The 16,723-nt window shown below is 63.8% G+C and carries 17 protein-coding genes and 1 pseudogene; 8 read left to right on the forward strand and 10 right to left on the reverse strand.

Annotation, left to right across the window (positions count from 1 at the left end):
* Positions 1–210 precede the first annotated feature (210 nt).
* Positions 211–1,098: a LysR family transcriptional regulator gene (locus AC1DQR_RS22575; RefSeq protein WP_416051992.1), complete on the forward strand. Its 888-nt coding sequence runs from the start codon at positions 211–213 to the stop codon at positions 1,096–1,098.
* 41 nt (positions 1,099–1,139) lie between these two features.
* On the opposite strand, the gene AC1DQR_RS22580 is transcribed toward AC1DQR_RS22575, so the two are convergent.
* Together AC1DQR_RS22580 and AC1DQR_RS22585 are read right to left on the reverse strand one after the other, a co-directional pair.
* Positions 1,140–2,201 (reverse strand): extracellular catalytic domain type 1 short-chain-length polyhydroxyalkanoate depolymerase, encoded by a 1,062-nt coding sequence (locus tag AC1DQR_RS22580; protein ID WP_477133839.1) that lies wholly within the window; start codon positions 2,199–2,201, stop codon positions 1,140–1,142.
* A gap of 52 nt (positions 2,202–2,253) precedes the next feature.
* Positions 2,254–2,685, reverse strand: a complete 432-nt coding sequence (locus AC1DQR_RS22585; RefSeq protein WP_416051991.1) for a CopG family transcriptional regulator — start codon at positions 2,683–2,685, stop codon at positions 2,254–2,256.
* A 318-nt stretch (positions 2,686–3,003) separates the two neighbouring features.
* Here AC1DQR_RS22585 and AC1DQR_RS22590 point away from each other — a divergent pair, with 318 nt between their 5' ends.
* Positions 3,004–3,414, forward strand: a complete 411-nt coding sequence (locus AC1DQR_RS22590; protein WP_416051990.1) for a hypothetical protein — start codon at positions 3,004–3,006, stop codon at positions 3,412–3,414.
* Between the two features lie 91 nt (positions 3,415–3,505).
* Here the strand turns inward: AC1DQR_RS22590 and AC1DQR_RS22595 are convergent, their stop codons facing one another.
* Complete coding sequence (locus tag AC1DQR_RS22595) at positions 3,506–3,901, reverse strand: DUF1801 domain-containing protein (RefSeq protein WP_477133829.1); 396 nt, start codon at positions 3,899–3,901, stop codon at positions 3,506–3,508.
* Between the two features lie 280 nt (positions 3,902–4,181).
* Between AC1DQR_RS22595 and AC1DQR_RS22600 the strand changes: the two genes are divergently transcribed.
* The 5 genes from AC1DQR_RS22600 (at position 4,182) to AC1DQR_RS22620 (ending at position 7,916) form a co-directional block, all read left to right on the forward strand.
* Positions 4,182–4,577, forward strand: coding sequence for a DUF6331 family protein (locus tag AC1DQR_RS22600; RefSeq protein ID WP_416051988.1), 396 nt, complete (start codon positions 4,182–4,184; stop codon positions 4,575–4,577).
* A 120-nt stretch (positions 4,578–4,697) separates the two neighbouring features.
* A complete protein-coding gene (locus AC1DQR_RS22605; protein WP_477133830.1) occupies positions 4,698–5,591 on the forward strand; it encodes an alpha/beta hydrolase in 894 nt (297 codons plus the stop codon).
* Positions 5,588–6,634, forward strand: a complete 1,047-nt coding sequence (locus AC1DQR_RS22610; protein WP_416051986.1) for an Ldh family oxidoreductase — start codon at positions 5,588–5,590, stop codon at positions 6,632–6,634. The genes AC1DQR_RS22605 and AC1DQR_RS22610 overlap by 4 nt, the downstream gene beginning before the upstream one ends.
* A 295-nt stretch (positions 6,635–6,929) precedes the next feature.
* Positions 6,930–7,052 carry a hypothetical protein gene (locus AC1DQR_RS22615; RefSeq protein ID WP_416051985.1) on the forward strand — a complete coding sequence of 41 codons (123 nt, stop codon included), beginning with the start codon at positions 6,930–6,932 and terminating at the stop codon, positions 7,050–7,052.
* The gene (locus tag AC1DQR_RS22620; RefSeq protein ID WP_477133831.1) at positions 7,053–7,916 is read left to right on the forward strand and encodes a helix-turn-helix transcriptional regulator; all 864 of its coding nucleotides are present in this window, start codon (positions 7,053–7,055) and stop codon (positions 7,914–7,916) included.
* Positions 7,917–7,957: 41 nt separating this feature from the next.
* On the opposite strand, the gene AC1DQR_RS22625 is transcribed toward AC1DQR_RS22620, so the two are convergent.
* From AC1DQR_RS22625 to AC1DQR_RS22635, 3 genes are all read right to left on the reverse strand, one after another.
* Positions 7,958–9,094: an acetamidase/formamidase family protein gene (locus AC1DQR_RS22625; RefSeq protein ID WP_477133832.1), complete on the reverse strand. Its 1,137-nt coding sequence runs from the start codon at positions 9,092–9,094 to the stop codon at positions 7,958–7,960.
* 65 nt (positions 9,095–9,159) lie between these two features.
* Complete coding sequence (locus AC1DQR_RS22630) at positions 9,160–9,810, reverse strand: c-type cytochrome (RefSeq protein WP_477133833.1); 651 nt, start codon at positions 9,808–9,810, stop codon at positions 9,160–9,162.
* Between the two features lie 32 nt (positions 9,811–9,842).
* Positions 9,843–10,889 carry a Bug family tripartite tricarboxylate transporter substrate binding protein gene (locus AC1DQR_RS22635; protein ID WP_416051981.1) on the reverse strand — a complete coding sequence of 349 codons (1,047 nt, stop codon included), beginning with the start codon at positions 10,887–10,889 and terminating at the stop codon, positions 9,843–9,845.
* A gap of 269 nt (positions 10,890–11,158) precedes the next feature.
* Here AC1DQR_RS22635 and AC1DQR_RS22640 point away from each other — a divergent pair, with 269 nt between their 5' ends.
* Positions 11,159–11,947 (forward strand): alpha/beta fold hydrolase, encoded by a 789-nt coding sequence (locus AC1DQR_RS22640; protein ID WP_477133834.1) that lies wholly within the window; start codon positions 11,159–11,161, stop codon positions 11,945–11,947.
* 73 nt (positions 11,948–12,020) lie between these two features.
* Here AC1DQR_RS22640 and AC1DQR_RS22645 read toward each other — a convergent pair whose 3' ends face one another.
* The 4 genes and pseudogenes from AC1DQR_RS22645 to AC1DQR_RS22660 all read right to left on the reverse strand — a co-directional run.
* The gene (locus AC1DQR_RS22645; protein ID WP_416051979.1) at positions 12,021–12,527 is read right to left on the reverse strand and encodes a GlcG/HbpS family heme-binding protein; all 507 of its coding nucleotides are present in this window, start codon (positions 12,525–12,527) and stop codon (positions 12,021–12,023) included.
* 85 nt (positions 12,528–12,612) lie between these two features.
* Positions 12,613–13,665 carry a porin gene (locus tag AC1DQR_RS22650; RefSeq protein ID WP_477133835.1) on the reverse strand — a complete coding sequence of 351 codons (1,053 nt, stop codon included), beginning with the start codon at positions 13,663–13,665 and terminating at the stop codon, positions 12,613–12,615.
* A gap of 408 nt (positions 13,666–14,073) precedes the next feature.
* Entirely contained in the window at positions 14,074–16,314 is a 2,241-nt protein-coding gene (gene katG / locus AC1DQR_RS22655; RefSeq protein WP_477133836.1) for a catalase/peroxidase HPI, read from the reverse strand.
* 266 nt (positions 16,315–16,580) lie between these two features.
* Positions 16,581–16,723 (reverse strand): annotated as a pseudogene (locus tag AC1DQR_RS22660) (hydrolase); the annotation flags it as partial.

Genomic DNA, 16,723 nt, shown 5'->3' on the forward strand with positions numbered 1-16,723 from the left:
AGTGGACGTTGGGGCGATGCACCGGCATGTATCAGGATGCCCCGCGATGGGCCACGCATCCCCATCGTGGTGCCGGCGCCAATGGCGCCTGGCGCCGCCTTGGTGCACGTGGGCAAGCGTGCTGCCAGGACCCAGTGTAGGCAGCCGCATCCTTGCTGTCATATGCTTATATATCCGCAAAACTTAACATCAGGTTAATAGGTTGAAATCATGAAAATGAACCTCCGGCAGATCGAAGTGTTCCGCGCCGTGATGCTCACGGGCTCGATCAGCGGCGCGTCCAAGCTCCTGTATGTGTCGCAGCCCGCCATCAGCCGGCTGATGTCGCACACCGAGCAGCGCCTGGGGCTGGAACTGTTCCGCCGCGTGAAGGGCCGCCTGCATCCAACGCCGGAAGCCAGGCGGCTGCTGGGCGAGGTCAATGTGGTGTACGAGGGGATCGAGCGCGTGAACGAGATCGCAGAAGACCTCGCAACCAACCGCACGGGCAGCCTGCGCATTTCGTGCAGCCCGAATCTCGGGCAGACGGTGCTGCCCCGCGCCATCGCCTCGTTTCGCGCCGCGCATCCGGCGGTGCGCATCGTCGTGCGCACGCAGATCCCGGGCAACATGCTGCGCGCCCTGCTCTCCGGCCAGGCCGAGCTGGCCGTGTCCAACATGCCGCTGGCGCATCCCAACCTGGAATCCCGGCTGCTGGTGAAGAACCCGATGGTGGCGCTGGTGCCCGCGGGGCACCCTTTAAGCGGGCGCAGCTACGTGCGCCCGGCGGAGCTTGCCGGGGAGCCATTGATCGGCTACGGCGCGGATGTGCCGTTCGGCTTGCTGGTACGGGACATGTTTGGCAGCGGCTTCGACGACCTCGATATGCGCATCGAAGTGGAGCAGGCGCACGTCGCGCGCGCGCTGGCGCAGGCCGGGGCCGGCATCGCGCTGGTCGATGCCATGACGGTGTTCGGGCAGGCGTGGCCCAATATCGTGGCGATTCCGATCCGGACCAAGGTCAATGCCTCGGTCCAGATCTTCAATGTCCAGTCCGAGCCGCTGTCGCGGCTGTCGCTGGAGTTTGCGCAGGAACTGGTGGCGCGGATGAAGGCTTGAGGCGTGCAGGGGCAATCAGGTCGACGCACCCGCGCCACCGCCTACTTCTTCAACGGATGCGCGAGAAAAAACCGCACCATCTCCGCGCTGGCATCGGGCCCGCTCGCATCGGTGTAGGAGCCATGCGTACTGCCACCCGCCCACGCGTGCGGCGCGCCATGAAGCAGCCAATACTCCGCATCAACGCCATCGCGCGACTTCAACTGGCGGCGCGTGAAGGCGCGCCCGTTCTGCTTGCTCCGGCGCTGGCAGTCCTGCTCACCGTCATGCTGGAATGCTCGCAGCAGCCGGTCGGCGTTGGACACATGCACCGTCGTATCCGCGTCTCCCTGGAAGACGATCAGGGGCCGCAACGGCGCGGCCTGCGCGTTCGCCATGTGCGTGCCTGCCAGCTTGCCGCCCTGCATCGCGGCGAGTGCCGAGGGCAAGTCATGCGCGCTGGCATACGGCAAGCCGGAGTGAATCCCCGCCGCGGCATACAGGTCGGGATAAGCATGCACCATCACGGCGGCCATGGCGCCGCCGGCGGACAAGCCGGCCACGTACACGCGATCGGGATCGACCGGATGGCTGGCCATGACTTCCCGCGTGATGCCCGCGATCAGCGACGGCTCGCCCAGCTCACGCTGCTGGTCGCCCGGCTTGAACCAGCTCCAGCATTTGGACGGGTTCGCCGCCGCGGGCTGGATGGGGTAAGCAACCAGGAAACCGTGCTGCTTTGCCAGCGCATTCATGCGGGTACCCGCCGCAAAATCGTCGGCGTCCTGCGTGCAGCCGTGCAGCATCACCACCAGCGGCAGGCGCTTGCCCTCGAAGCCGGCGGGCACGTAGAGCTTGTAGGCGCGCTGGCCGGCGTGTCCGGCATGGCGCATGGTGGTGAAGTGGCCGGTGTCCCGCACGTCGGGTTGCGCTGCGCTCTCCTGCGCCTGGCGTGGCAGCAGCGCCTCGACAACTTGCGCAGGCTGGAAGCCAGCATCGGGCAGCACTGCGCCGTTGCCGCGCAACGCGCGCGCAATGACCTCGGTGGCTTCCAGCGGCCCCGCAGTGCGCAGCAGCGCCATGGCTTCCTGCATGGAAGCCAGAAATTCTTCGTTCATCTTCATCATGGTGTCCTTCTACGTGCCTTTGGCGTTGGGCTTTCCGTTGCGTGGCGGCTTAGCGGATGCGGCCGGCCAGCGCCGCCTTGACGGCGGCGGAAGCATGGAAAGCGCCCAGCACCACGATCGACTCGATCGTGGCCAGGGCAAGCTCGGGCGTGACATCGGATGCGATGCTGGCCAGTCCCAGCACATGGATATCCAGGCGCTGGTGCGCGGCTTGCGCCGCCTCCAGGTCCTGGCGGGAGAAATGCTGCAGGCCAAGCACCAGCGCGCGCCGCGTCACGGTCTCGCTGACGGCCTGCGCGTGGATCGCAAGCTGGTTGCGGATCGCGGTGCGGATCAGGTCGGTACGATTTGAGTAAAAGCCTTCCTCAACCAGCAGGTCGATCTGGCCGAGATCGACCGGGCCGAGATTGATCGTGATCTTCTCGGTTTCGCCGCCTTTAGGGCGGGGTTGCGCAGCAAGTGCCTTTTGTTGCTCATCCATCGTTGTTAGTCATCCAAAATACCATCCAAATACCATCCAATGGGATGGTTATAGGATGGAACGACCCATTGTTCAAGGACGATTGCGGATTTTTGCTGCAATCGCACATAGAAGTGCGGCCTACGGTAGGCCGGTAGCATTGCCCACCCTAGCATTCAAGCCTTTACCGGCGACCCATGAAATTTTTCGCCACGCGGCAAGGTGCCGGGGGATCCGCTCTATCCTTGGGCGTGGTTTCACGCACACCGAACCAGAGCAGCAGGGAACCAGGGATCGAGTGATAGAGAGGACATAGGAGCGATATGCCAGTCCCCCGCGATGACAACGCGCCGCAGCCCACGGCATCGCCGGGTGGCGTCCTGGCTGGCCTGCGCTTGCGCTGCCCTGGTGCTATGCGCCTGCGCGCCAGACTCGGTGCGCAACTACGAGGCGAAAGGCTTCGATGCCTACCTCGACAGCGTGCAGCGAGGCTGCCCGAACATGATGATCGGAAACAACAACATCAGCGACTGGCTGCGCACCAACGGCGGCCGGAACGACAGCGACTACGTGTACTGGCTCGACCAGACCTCCCGGCTTTACTACCAGCGCATCACGCCGGCGCAGTATCGCGACTCGGTCATCGGCGCGCTCGGGCAAGGCAAATCGGATACACGCGCCGTGGATTGCATCGTCGGCAAGCTGCCAGCGCAGCGCCCTGCCAGCCCGGCAGGGGACAAGCGGCCGTAGTTGCTGGGCGCGGTAGTTGGCCGTTGTAGTTGGCCATGGTTGCAGCGTGGCCGGCCAGGATAGGCGCCAACGCATGCGGCGCCGGATTTGGCTATCGGGCCGATGACCTGTTCAGGGATGCAGCGGCGCGTATGAGCGTCTTGAAGGCATCCTCATCCATTTCGTCACCCTCATGCAAATCGATAGCGCGCCGGGTGTTGCCTTCCAGGCTGGCGTTGAATAGTCCGGAAGGATCCTTGAGCGAAGCGCCCTTGGCAAACGTCAGCTTCACAACGCTCTTGTACGTCTCGCCGGTGCAGATCAGTCCATCGTGAGACCAAACCGGAACGCCTCTCCACTTCCATTCCTCTACCACCTCAGGGTCAGCCTGTTTGATGAGAGCGCGGACATGGGCGAGCGTCTTGCCCCGCCAGTCGTCCAGTTCCTGGATCCTGGCGTCGATCAGCCGGGAAGGGGATTCGCCCTGGGACGTTGCGCTCTTTTTCATAGGGATTGCACCTGATTCGGCTGTTTTACTAGCTTGCTTGCATAGCCGGCTCGCCGTTCCCTGAGCCGCACCGCGCCTGAATAGGCGGCATTGAATCTAGCATACCCCGTTGGTTCATGCTGCATGATCGCTATCGACCATACGGCGTCGTGGCGACATGGTGACACGCTTCAGATTGCTGCCGGCCGCCGCCAGATGACATGGTTTTGCCAGCCGCTCCTGGCGCGCCGCGCTCGGCTACACTTTGCCGACTCTCCCCTCTCAGGCACGCGCGAAGGAAATGGCAAATCAAGGCGACATCAGCATCGGCGAAGACAAATGGATTCCGTTCATCGACCTGCAAGGGAAGTACCACGACGCGGTGGACATCGACGAGTGGCTCGCCCCTATCCTGCCCTTGCTTGACTGGCTCGAAACGGAATGCGTCGCGGACTGTTGCGGCATTGACGCCTATGGTTTCTGGCCCGGTGCCATTGCCCGGGCGGCGATACAAGCCGGGCTCCCCGATCTTGCCGAACGGATTGCGCAGGTAAGAGAACGCGTCGCCGGCGCTGGCGGCGACGTGTTCCTCAGCCACAGGATGAACAACTACTTCGACAGGCAGGTCTTGCTTCAGCTGATCGACCACATCGCTGCCTGCCTGGCGTCCGGCGCGCGCGATCGTGAGCCGTACTGACCGACACGCGAATCGCGCCCATCATCAAAGTCAGCGGACGATCGGGTAAGTCAGTGGATTCTTGGGCAGTCATGGAACCGCGGATTTCGTAGAACATCGTGTGTCACTAAACCTGGAGAAATGAGCGTGCACACGGATGTAACATTTGACTCCGACGGGCTCCGCCTGGCCGGAGCCCTGCATCTACCCCCCAATCTTGTCGGCGGCGAGCGACGTCCCGCCATCGCCGTGCTGCATGGGTTCGGCAGCAACAAGGATGACGGTATGGTGCAGCTGGCGACGCGCCTGTTTTCTTCGCTGGGCTATGTGGTCCTGCGTTTCGACATGCGGGGCTGCGGTAACAGCGAAGGCGAGCGCGGCAAGGTACTGTGCGAGGACCAGGTGAGCGACACGCGCAGCGCGGTCAGCTACTTGCAGAGCCTTTCCGAGGTGGAGCCAGCGAAGATTGCTGTAATGGGCCACAGCTTCGGCGCGGCCGTGGCGGTCTATGCGGCCGGCGTTGACCCTCGCATCGTGGCCTGCATCTCATCGGCCGGATGGGGCGACGGGGAGGTAAAGCTGCGTCAGCAACATGCCGGGCCGGGCGAATGGCAGCGCTTCGAGGCAATGGTGGAAGAAGGCCGTGCCCGATTGGCCATCGGCCAGTCGATGCAGGTCTCGCGCTTTGACGTCGTGCCGATCCCCGCCGCGATGCGCAGCAATCTGCCTGCGGGAAGCTTCATGGCGTTCCCGTTCGAGGTGGTCGAAAGCATGCTGGGCTTTCGGCCGAACGCAGTGGTCGCAGACATCGCCCCTCGTCCGCTCCTGCTGCTGCATCCGGCGGACGATTCGGTCACCCCTACGGACCAGTCGATCGAGCTGTTCCGCAATGCCAGGATGCCGGTCGAACTGCACCTGTTCTCGGAAATCGATCATTTCATCTTCTCCGACGACAACCGGGCTGTCCTGAACCTGGTCACGGACTGGCTGTACAAGTTCTTCCCGGTCCACCCGGCGCCATCGGGGGCCGCATGACGGCGCGCCCCCCGACCATGATCAGTGCAGCCCGGCTGCAAACCTTCGCGCAGGCGCTGCTTGCCTCGGCGGGGCTGCACGAACCCGGCGCCTCACTGGTGGCGCAGAGCCTGGTGTGGGCTGACCTGCGTGGTTCTCCCGGACATGGGGTAGCGCGCATCCCGCAGTACATTGCGTGGCTGGCCTCGGGCGACATGAATGGCCGGGCACAACCACGCCCGGTGCTCAGCCTGCCAGCGCTAACCGTTGTCGAGGGGGATCGCTGCGCCGGTGCGCTGGGCATGCGCATTGCCGCCGGGCAAGCCATTGCCGCTGCGCGCCAGGCCGGGGCGAGCCTGGTGCTCTTGCGGGAGACAACGCATACCGGCGCGCTCGGCTTTCACACCGCTCATGTGGCCAGTGCGGGCATGTTTGCCATGGCGATGGCCGCGTCGGCGCCGTTGATGGCCTACCATGGCGCCTCGGTGGCTGGCGTCTCAACGGCTCCGCTGTCCATGGCCTGCCCTGGCCTCGTCGAGCCGATCGTGTTCGACATGGCTTCGGGTGCGGTTGCCTTCGGCAAGCTGATGCAGGCTCGGGCAGCCGGCCGGCCGCTCGAGCCGGGCTGGGCCATCGATGCCATGGGTAACCCCACCACGGACGCCCGTCAGGCGACAACGCCGCTGCCATTGGGCGGCCCGAAAGGCTCGGGCCTCGCGCTGATGGCCGAGATCGCCTGCAGCCTGCTGACCAACCATCCGATCCTGGCACCGGCGCTGCATGCTTCCCCTGCCGTTCATCGCCACACGCAGAACGCGTGGATGCTCGTGATCGATATCGCTCAGTTGCTGGACCCCTCCATGTTTCAAGCGCAGTTGACCCAGCTCGCGGAGGCCATCCACAATCTGCCGGCGTCTTCCGAAGGCCCTCCACGGCTGCCGGGAGAACGCGGCTACGCCGAATCCCGGGAGCGGAGCGTGAGCGGAATTGCCTTGGCGGCTGTAACTGCTACCGCGCTGGAGGAACTTGCCTGCCAGGCGGGCATTCGCGCTCCCTGGGCGTAGCATGCCGGGGAAGTCACATTCAAACGCGCAAATGGATATGGGCTTGCCGGCCACTGTGCCCGCGGCGCCTTGACGCGTACAAGCGAGAAAGGCTGACAAGCCGAGCCTTGCCGACGTGTCGGAGCCCGCGATGGACGGGGCGTATTCGACGCTTGGATCGTCGCCGGCCCCCTTCCCTTCGTCTCCGTGTAGCCCTTGTTTCACCTTTGGCCAAATCGATAGAGACTGTTCCCCCTTGACGACTGCCCGACAGATGACATAATCCCAACCTACTGCAAACGTTTGCATAACTGGGATGATCGAATGGCTTGTCGGCGCGTTTTGGTCGAGCACCGGGTTCACGCAAGGCGAAGCCTTGCTCCACGGCCTGCCGCGCGTGAGCACGATCCCGCCAGGCATTGATGAGGAGACACCCTGAATGGCAAAGGACCGCCAGCTACGCATCGTCCACGGCAGCTTCGGCCGTGCCACCCTTCATCGGATATCGGGGCCGCTCGTCGCGCATGCCCATGCGGAGTTCCATCTGATCTTCAAGTTCGGCGGCACGGATGCGACGTTCAAGATCGACGGCCACGCGCAGACACTGACCGACGGCTGCGCGCTGCTGATCAATCCCTGGTCGACGCATGCGAAGAGCGCCAAGGAGGGCTCTCCCTCGCTGCTACTCGCCTTGCTGCTGGAGCCGGAATGGCTCGGACGCACGCTTGGCGTCGACAATCCTGCCAGCGGCCTGCGCTTTAGCCAGACGCTGGCGCGCATGGATGCGGATACCGTCGCATCATTGACAGAGTTGGGTACCTGTCTGGCCCGGGACCTGGCTGCCGATTCGGCGATTGGCTCGGTAGATTGCGAGGCCGCCGTCGCGGAACTGGCACGCAAGGTGTCGGCCTGCCATCTTCAGCGGCGGTCCATGACCGAAGTGCTGGCAAACACCAGACCGCTGGACTACCGGATCAAGCGCGCGACCGAGTACATACGCAGCCATGCGGGCGAAAATCCCAACGTGGAGACGGTCGCCAGCGCGGTGGGCATGTCCCGCAGCCGGCTCTTCCACCAGTTCAAGGCCTGCATGGGCATTTCGCCGCAGCAATACCTCGACTGGATCCGAATCGGCATCGCCACACGGCTGCTGGCTGAACGGCATGCCAGCATCGGGGACGTAGCGGACCAGCTCGGATTCAGCGCGCAAGGACACTTCACGCGCTTTTTCGTCCAACACTTGGGGCTTAGCCCGTCGGAGTTTCGCCGCATCGGCATGCCGGGCGATGCACACGGCGACTGAGGCGCCCGACGCCGCCCGGCGCCCACTGTAGTCAACTGCCGTCAACCGCGCAGCGAGCGCGACAGCTTGCCCTGGATCGCCACGTCGAATACTGCCTTGGGCAGCATGCCGTGCACGGTCTTGGCCGGGATCGACGTGTAGTTGCTGGCCGTCTGGTTGGCGTACTGGGTGATGCGGAATCCCGAGGTAATGCTAGCGAGCGAGTACACGTCCTGAGGATCCATGCCGGTCGCAGCGCTCACCCAGTCGAGCATCTGCCGCAGGCAGGCGACCAGCGCCTCGTCGAGATTGTTGCCGAAGCCGAGAATGATCCAGTGGCTAGGCGTCTCCGCCATCGGCAGGGACAAGGGCCGCTGCTTGTGCAGGAAATACTGGATCTGCATGTCCTCCATCGCGGTTTCAATGGCGGTCTGATTGACCACGCCGTCGCCTTGGGCGGCGTGCGAATCGCCTGTCCAGATCATCGCGCCCGGCCGCTGGACCGGCAGGAACAGTGACGTACCCTCAACCAGCTCGCGCAACACGAGATTGCCGCCATACCGACCGCTGAGGATGGCGCTGACCGGTTCGTCGCCGGCGGGCTGCACCGCCATCACGCCCTGGAACGGCGCCAGCCTGATGCGGATGCCCGGCGCGAACTCGGTGTACTGCCGGCTCTCGTCAAATTTGAAATAACGCAGGTACGGCTTTGGAAAGTCGTTAGGCAGTGCGCCGACCCCTTTGGGCGCGGAGTTCCATCCCCAGCCGATCGGACGCAACTTGACCATCCGGCACTCCACCACGTCGCCGGGCATCGCCCCGCGTAGTTCCACGGGCCCGACGTTCGAGTACGGCCCTTGCGGAAATCGCTTGCGCACGGGCTCGCGATCCTCGTAGCTCATGCCGTACGCAGCGCCGTTGGCCCAGTTCACCCAGGTATTGGGATACATCACGAGATCGCCCGACTCGATGCTGGCGGCCGGCGTTGCCTTGGGGTCGAGAATACCGACGTGCACGGTCTGCGTGGCCGACTCGATCCGGTGGATCTTGCCCGGCTTGATTGCGGGGAGTGGAACCGCACCCGGTCCGGCAACCGGTGCGTTGCGCCCCAACGTCACCTGCGCCGCTGCCTGCAGCGAAGCGGCTCCCAGGCCGAGGGCACCTGCAGCCTTCAGCCAATGTCTCCTGTCGATCATCATCGTTCTGGTTCCTTTCGATTGGGCCGTCGGCAGCACCACTGCGCCGGACGGCAAGATGCAGCACATCAGCGCAGTTGCGCGACGTACTGCGCAACGGCGAGGATCTCTTCGTCCGTCATCAACGGCACAAGCAGGCTCATCAGCTTGCCGGGACCGCCACGTGTGCCGGATTTCCACGCGTGGAGCTGCTTGGCCACGTATTCCGGCTGCTGGCCGGCAATGCGCGGAAAGTCGGGCGCGATGCCTTCCCCATTTGGCCGATGGCACGTCACGCAGGCCGGCAGGTGATTGGACGGATTGCCCTTCCAGTAGATGGCCATGCCCGCCCCGACCAAGTGCGGCAGGTCGGTCTGTCCGCGCGCGGGTGCCTGGCGGCTAAAGTAGCGAGCCACTTCGCGCATCTCCATTTCGCTCACGCTTTGCACCACGGCAGCCATCGTGGCGTCCTGGCGCAGCGCCGGCTCGCTGGCTCCGGCCTTGAACTGCCTCAGTTGCTTGAACAGGTAGTCTTCGTTCTGACCCGCCAGGCTGGGGTATGCCTTCTGCGTACTCTGGCCTGTGTTGCCGTGGCATGCCGCGCAGACTTGCTCGACGATCAGCCGCGCGGGCCGCGATTCGCCTGCCTCTGACGCGGGCTGCGCCAGCGCAGGCACGGCCAGCGCGCACAACGCGAGCAGGCGGGCAGACAGCCGGCGGCGCTCCATGGGATGTTTCACGTTGGAATCCTCACAACAAGGCAATGCCCGATCTAGTTCAGGTAGCCGCCGGTCTTGGTGACGATCTGGTGCGCGCGCCGCGTTTCGCTGGCCAGACGGCTGGTCAGGCCGGTCACGCCGGTCTGGCTGAAGGCGGTGTCAATGCTCTGGCCGGCCAGCCTGGCGCGGATGTCGGCATCGTTCATGATGGCGCGGACCTCGCTGCGCAGCCGCTCGGTCACCGGCGCGGGCGTGCCCTTGGGGGCGAACAAGCCATACCAGACGGTAATGTCGTACCCGGGAATGCTCTCAGCCACCGTGGGCACGTTGGGCAGGCCCTGGAGCCGGCTCGCGGTACCGACGGCCAGCAGCCTCAGTTTGCCGGCGTTCACATGGGGCATGTACTCCAGCAGCGGGCCCGTCGCCAGGTCGATGTGTCCGGCGATCATATCGTTGATGGTTGGGCCGCTGCCCTTGTAGGGGATATTGGTGATGTCGACACCGGCCATCGTCTTGATCATTTCGAGCGGATAGCTGGTCGGGCCACCGTAGTTGACCTTGCCGGGATTCGCCTTGGCGTAGGCAATCAGTTCGGTGACGGACTTGTATGGTGTGTGCGGATTCGTAACCAGTACAAGCGGCGACTCGCCCAGTGGCGCAACCGGTACCACGTCGCGCGTCACGTCGTAGGGCAGCTTGCGGTAGAAAGCGGCGTTGACCGCGTGGATGCTGTTCAGGATGCCGATCGTATGGCCGTCCGGCGCCGCGCGCACGAGCGCCTCCGCGCCGATGTTGCCGCTGGCGCCCGGTCGGTTCTCCACCACGACGGGTTGTCCCAGCGCTTTCGACAAGCGTTGCGCCACGGCCCTGGCCAGTACATCGTTGATGCCTGCTGGCGGGAACGGCACGATGAAGACGATAGGCTTCGAAGGCTTCCAGTTGGCCTGTGTATTTGTGTCCGCTTGCGCTGCGTTGGCGGCGGCGGGCCGCAGGCCTGCGAGTGCCACGGCCAGTGCTGCGGTGATGGCCGCAGTGATGGCGGCAAATGTGGCCACCCGCTGAGGGGCGGTGAGGAATGATGGAAGCTTCCGGCTTTGCATTGACTCTTGTCTCCTGGTGAATCGCGAGGCGTGGGCGATACGGTCAGCCCAGGCTCACACTCTACGGATCCGGAAACAAGACGCTTGCCCATTTGGGGAGCCGTTTACCAATACGTCTTCCGTTCTGCGGCATAGGTACGCTGGCAAACGATCGCCCGATGCCACGCGGCGTCTGCTTACCGGATTGTCCAAGAACTTGACAGGCGCGGCGCTAACGCCGCGGTTCGTCATGCAATATGGAACGAAACATCGACGACCGGAGGAAATCTATGCAATACCAGCAAAACGGCACCGTGGTCACGATCGGCAATGGCCCACACCATGTCATCGCCTTGCACGGCTGGTTTGGCCATGCGCGTGGATGGGGGCCCCTTGTGGACGTGCTCGACGGTGACCGCTTCACCTACGCCTTCATCGACTATCGAGGCTATGGTGCCCGGCGAGGGATCCAGGGCAGATTCGACATGCAGGAGATCGCCGCCGACGTGCTGGCGTTTGGTGACGAACTGGGATGGCAACGTTTCTCGCTGATCGGACACTCCATGGGAGGAAAGGCCATGCAGGCTGTCGCCATGCTGGCCCCTGCACGCGTCAAGGCCATGGTCGGCGTCACGCCTGTGCCGCCGACGCGCGTGCTGTTCGACGAGCCGGCACGCTCGCTGCTCGAACGTGCCGCCGACGATTTCGCGGCAAGAATTGCCGTCGTGGACAATTCCACGGGCAAACGCCTGAGCCGGTACTGGGTAGAAAAATTGGTTCAAGCCTCGGCGCTGCATGCCGATGCCAACGCGTTCGCCGCCTACTTCCGGGCATGGGCCGATACCGATTTCTCTGCTGAGATTGCGGGCATCCGTGTTCCCACGCTGCTGCTGGTTGGTGAGCACGACCCGTCGCTGACGGCTGACGTCATGGAGCAGACGTATGGCAGAGTATTCCTCGATCTGGCCATCGACGTGATCCGCAACGCGGGACACTACCCGATGGACGAGACACCGGTGGACCTCATCACGCGGATCGAGCGCTTCCTGACGGACATCCAGGCCCGCAGCGAGCGCTGACGTCCTGAAGTGCCGATGCGGAGCGCCTGCCGGTGTCGCACACCAGCAGGCGCCGCCATAGCGCATACGCCACTCAGGGCGCCTCGGCCGCACCGATCGCGACCACGCCGCGGCGCCCGATCTCCTCGTCCATGTCCGATGGCCCCCCGCTAACCCCGACGGCCCCGACCAGGCGGCCACCGACGTAGATGCCCAGTGAACCCTGCGACGGAAAGACGGGGCCGCCATACACCAGCGAACTCATCTGGCCGAAGACGATGGGATTGGCCTGATAGCGCTTCACGAGTTCGGCGCCCGAGGCGCCTCCCGTGGCCGCCGAAGCGATGGCCTTGCCGCGTGCGACATCAAAGGTCGCAAACGGGGCACCATCCATTCTCACGCCGCTGAGAAAGTGGCCGGAAACGTCGACCACGACGATGCTGACGGCGAGTTTTCGGTCCTCGGCAAACCGTTTGGCGGCATCGGTAAGCCGCACCGCGGTGTCTGCGCCAAGGGTCTGCACCTGTACGACGGCCGCAGATGCGATCGACGCGCAGAACAGATGCAGCCCGAAGGCCACTGCGAGGGGGGAGCGCTTCATGGATTCTCCTATGCGTGACGAGATCACAACGCATCGGCCTCTGGCCGACGACGGCGACCGGGTGGCGCACGCCGACGCGCGCAGATCAGAAGAGATGGCGCATGCCTATCATGACCCCGCGTGGGTCGGACACGCTGCTTGCTGTGACCTCATTGAGGATGTTTGAAAATGTGTAGTTTGCCCCGTTCGTGTTCCAGATCTTACTGGCGTTGGCATAGAGCGTTGTACGCTTGGACATCGAGTACTGATAGCCGATCGACATCTGCTGGCCACGATTCGGCGTGCCGACCGATTGCTGCATGCCATATGCCACCAGCACCAGTCCGGCGCCTCCCACGGGAATGGTCGTGCCGACATGGAAACCGCGGTCCTTCAGCGTCGCCTGGCCTGGCACCCATCGTGTGGCTTGACGGACATTGGCAAACAACCTCACCCACGGGAATTCATACGTGGCGCCGATTGCGCGCTCGTCGCGATCGGCATCCGTTACCGCGTTGATGCTGTAGGTACGTTCGTAGGCAAGGCCCAGCCAGAGCGGTCCGCGTGCATAAGTTAGCGCCAAGCCCGCCAGCCGGTCGGCATCGCGTGGCGCGCTGGTCCGCTCGGCGCCGAATGAGTAGATCGCACTGCCCTGCAGCCCGGCAAGTTCGGGACTCTCGTACCGAATGGAATTGTCCGCGCGCGCGGTTAGGCTGCTGCCCGCGGGGCCGCCGTTCTGCAGGCGACCGAGCGGGCCATACGGGGAGAAGCCAAAGGCCGATGCCTGCCCCTCGATGTAGTAGATCGGCGTGTTCTGCCGGCCAAACGTCAGCGCGCCCCAGTCGTTGCTGCTCAGGCCGACCCAGGCCTGGCGGCCGAACAGGCGTCCTCCCTGCTGGGCGGTGCCACTGTCCAGTGCAAGCCCAGTCTCTAGTGTGAATACCGTGGAAAGTCCCGGCGCCAGTTCCTCCTTGCCCCGCAAACCCCACCGCGATTGATACAGCCCGCCGTCTTCGACCCGCGCGACATGAACTGCCCCGGACCTGACATACTCGGTGTAGAGATCGGCTACGCCATAGATGGTCACCCCCGATTGTGCCGCCGCTATGCCCGGCATCGTTGCCACCGCCACTACCAAGAGTGTTCCCATTCTTTTCATGCGTTTCTCCTCGCTGTTCCGTCCTGTTTGACGATATGGTTCTTGCACGGTCTTTGCACCGGCGCAGCAAGGGTATGGGTTCGCGCCTGCGGGGCGCTAACCCAATCATCCCGCCACTTGGAAAGGTGTCCGGAATGCGTGGCCGGGTGGGTCAGGAGCGCAGGCTCGCGAGCAAGGTGCGGGGGGCAGGCCTGGAAGTCCGCGAGAAGCACTGGCGGATTCGGCAAGGCGATGGAGGGCTTTGTCGCAGTAAGAAGCTGTTTCAAAATGAAGCGAAGCGGTTCTGGCTAGGCGCGCGGCCGCAGACAGTACCAGCGGTACGGCCAAGGCCGCGCAACGACGCCAGGATCTTTTTGAAATGGCCTCTAAGAGGGATCCGCCGACAAACAGCCGACGGTGATGGTTGGCTTATGCGCAGGCCAGGTCGAACCGATCGAGATTCATCACCTTGACCCATGCCGTGACGAAGTCACGAATGAATTTCTCTTGAGCGTCCTCGCTTGCGTAGACTTCAGAGAGCGCGCGGAGTTGTGCGTGCGAACCGAAGATCAGATCGACACGCGTGCCAGTCCATTTCAGTTCACTGGTCTTGCGGTCGTATCCCTCGAATACTCCTCGGGAAGCCGAAAGTGGCTTCCATTCCGTACGCATGTCGAGCAAGTTACGAAAGAAGTCATTGGTCAAYGTCTCCGGCCGGTCGGTAAGAACGCCGTGAGCCTCTGTTCCGGCATGGACGTTCAGCACACGAAGCCCGCCAATCAGAACGGTCATCTCCGGTGCGGTCAGCGTCAGCAGTTGGGCCTTGTCGACCAGCAACGCCTCCGCAGGAACGCCGTATTCTCCCTTGACGTAATTGCGAAAGCCATCTGCAACCGGCTCAAGCACCCCGAAAGATTGCACGTCGGTCTGTTCCTGCGACGCGTCCATGCGACCTGGCGCGAACGGCACGGTCACCCGATGGCCTGCCCTTTCTGCTGCCAGCTCGATACCAGCTCCGCCTGCCAGCACAATCAAATCCGCCAGTGAAATCTCCTTGCCGCCGGACTGTACGCGGTTGAACTCGGACCGGATGCCATCCAGGACCGTCAGCACCCTGGCCAATTGCTGAGGCTGGTTGACGGGCCATTCAACCTGCGGTGCCAAGCGGATGCGCGCACCATTGGCACCGCCGCGCTTGTCCGAGCCACGGAAGGTCGATGCCGATGCCCAGGCCGTCGACACCATCTCCGCTACAGACAGCCCCGACGCGCGAATCGTCTGCTTGAGCGAAACGATATCCTGGTCGTTGACCAACGGATGGTCCACGACGGGGATCGGGTCTTGCCAGATCAAGGCTTGCGCAGGCACTTCCGGGCCAAGGTAACGGGCGCGCGGCCCCATGTCGCGATGGGTCAGCTTGAACCAGGCGCGGGCGAAGGCGTCGGCAAACTGGTCGGGATTCTCCAGGAAACGCCGCGAGATCTTCTCGTAAGCCGGGTCGAAACGCAGCGAGAGGTCGGTGGTCAGCATCGTAGGCCGCAGCTTCTTCGACGGATCATGCGCGTGCGGGATCGTCTCACCGGCATCCTTTGCCACCCATTGATGCGCGCCGGCCGGGCTCTTGGTCAACGCCCAATCGTAGCGGAACAGGTTCTCAAAAAATCCCATGCCCCATTTCGTCGGCGTCGCCGTCCAGGTCACTTCCAGACCGCTGGTGATGGCATCGGCTCCCTTGCCGGTGCCAAAACTGCTCTTCCAGCCCAGCCCCTGCTGCTCCAGATCAGCAATCTCCGGCTCCGGGCCAACGTTGCCAGCCGGTCCGGCGCCGTGCGTCTTGCCAAAAGTATGGCCACCGGCGATCAGCGCGACGGTTTCCTCGTCGTCCATGGCCATGCGGCGAAAGGTCTCGCGGATATCGCGCGCGGCCGCGATTGGATCCGGATTGCCGTCGGGGCCTTCCGGATTCACGTAAATAAGGCCCATCTGCACCGCGGCCAGTGGATTTTCCAGGTTTCGTCCGTCTTCCGCGCGGCCGGCCCCAGCGCCACGCGGATCCCCATCGTTGCCGGCCGCGCCCTTGCCGTAACGGATATCACCGCCCAGCCAGGTTTTCTCGTTGCCCCAGTAGACGTCATTGTCCGGTTCCCAAGTATCTTCACGACCTCCGGCGAAGCCGAAGGTCTTGAATCCCATGGTCTCAAGTGCGACATTTCCGGTGAGGATCAGCAGGTCGGCCCAGGAAATCTTGTTCCCGTACTTCTGCTTGATCGGCCAGAGCAGGCGACGTGCCTTGTCCAGGCTGACGTTATCGGGCCAGCTATTGAGCGGTGCGAAACGCTGCTGACCGCGTCCGGCGCCTCCCCGGCCGTCGTCGACACGGTAGGTGCCCGCACTATGCCAAGCCATGCGGATGAAGAGTGGACCGTAGTGGCCAAAGTCCGCCGGCCACCAATCCTGCGAGTCGGTCATCAGCGCAGCAAGGTCCCTTTTTACCGCCGCGAGGTCGAGACTCTTGAAAGCCTCGGCATATCTGAAGCTCTCGTCCATTGGGCTGGACTTGTCGGAATGCTGACCAAGCAAGTCCAACCGCAACTGCTTCGGCCACCAGTCACGATTTGTCGTGCCGCCGCCGGCGGCATGATTGAACGGACACGTTGCTTCATTGGACATGCGCTCTCTCCTATCAGAATCAGTCAGCGGCCATGGCCCCTGGACACCTGTGTGCCCGGTGGACGCGGTGCGAGCCGATGATCGTTGCGACGGCGAGAAGCTGTCAATCAAACTAAAGGATAGGCAGGGCGCGCATCGACGATGCGCTCACTGTGTGGGATCGAAGCCAGTGGGCCAAGGACGAGCGCCTGGCCCAGTGGGGCATCTCGCCTGGCCGGCGCATCATGGGCGTGATGCAGCCTGACGGGCCAACACGGCAGCGCGGTTCAGCGGGCCGGAACCGGGGCGATCGACGCGTGCGGCGTGGCGGTGCGCTGCGCGGCCTTGTGCACCATGGTGTAGGCGTAGTCCACGCCCATGCCGTAGGCACCCGAGTGTTCCTTGACCAGCTTCATCACGGCGTCATAGC

It is taken from the genome of Cupriavidus sp. 05L411, assembly GCF_056398045.1.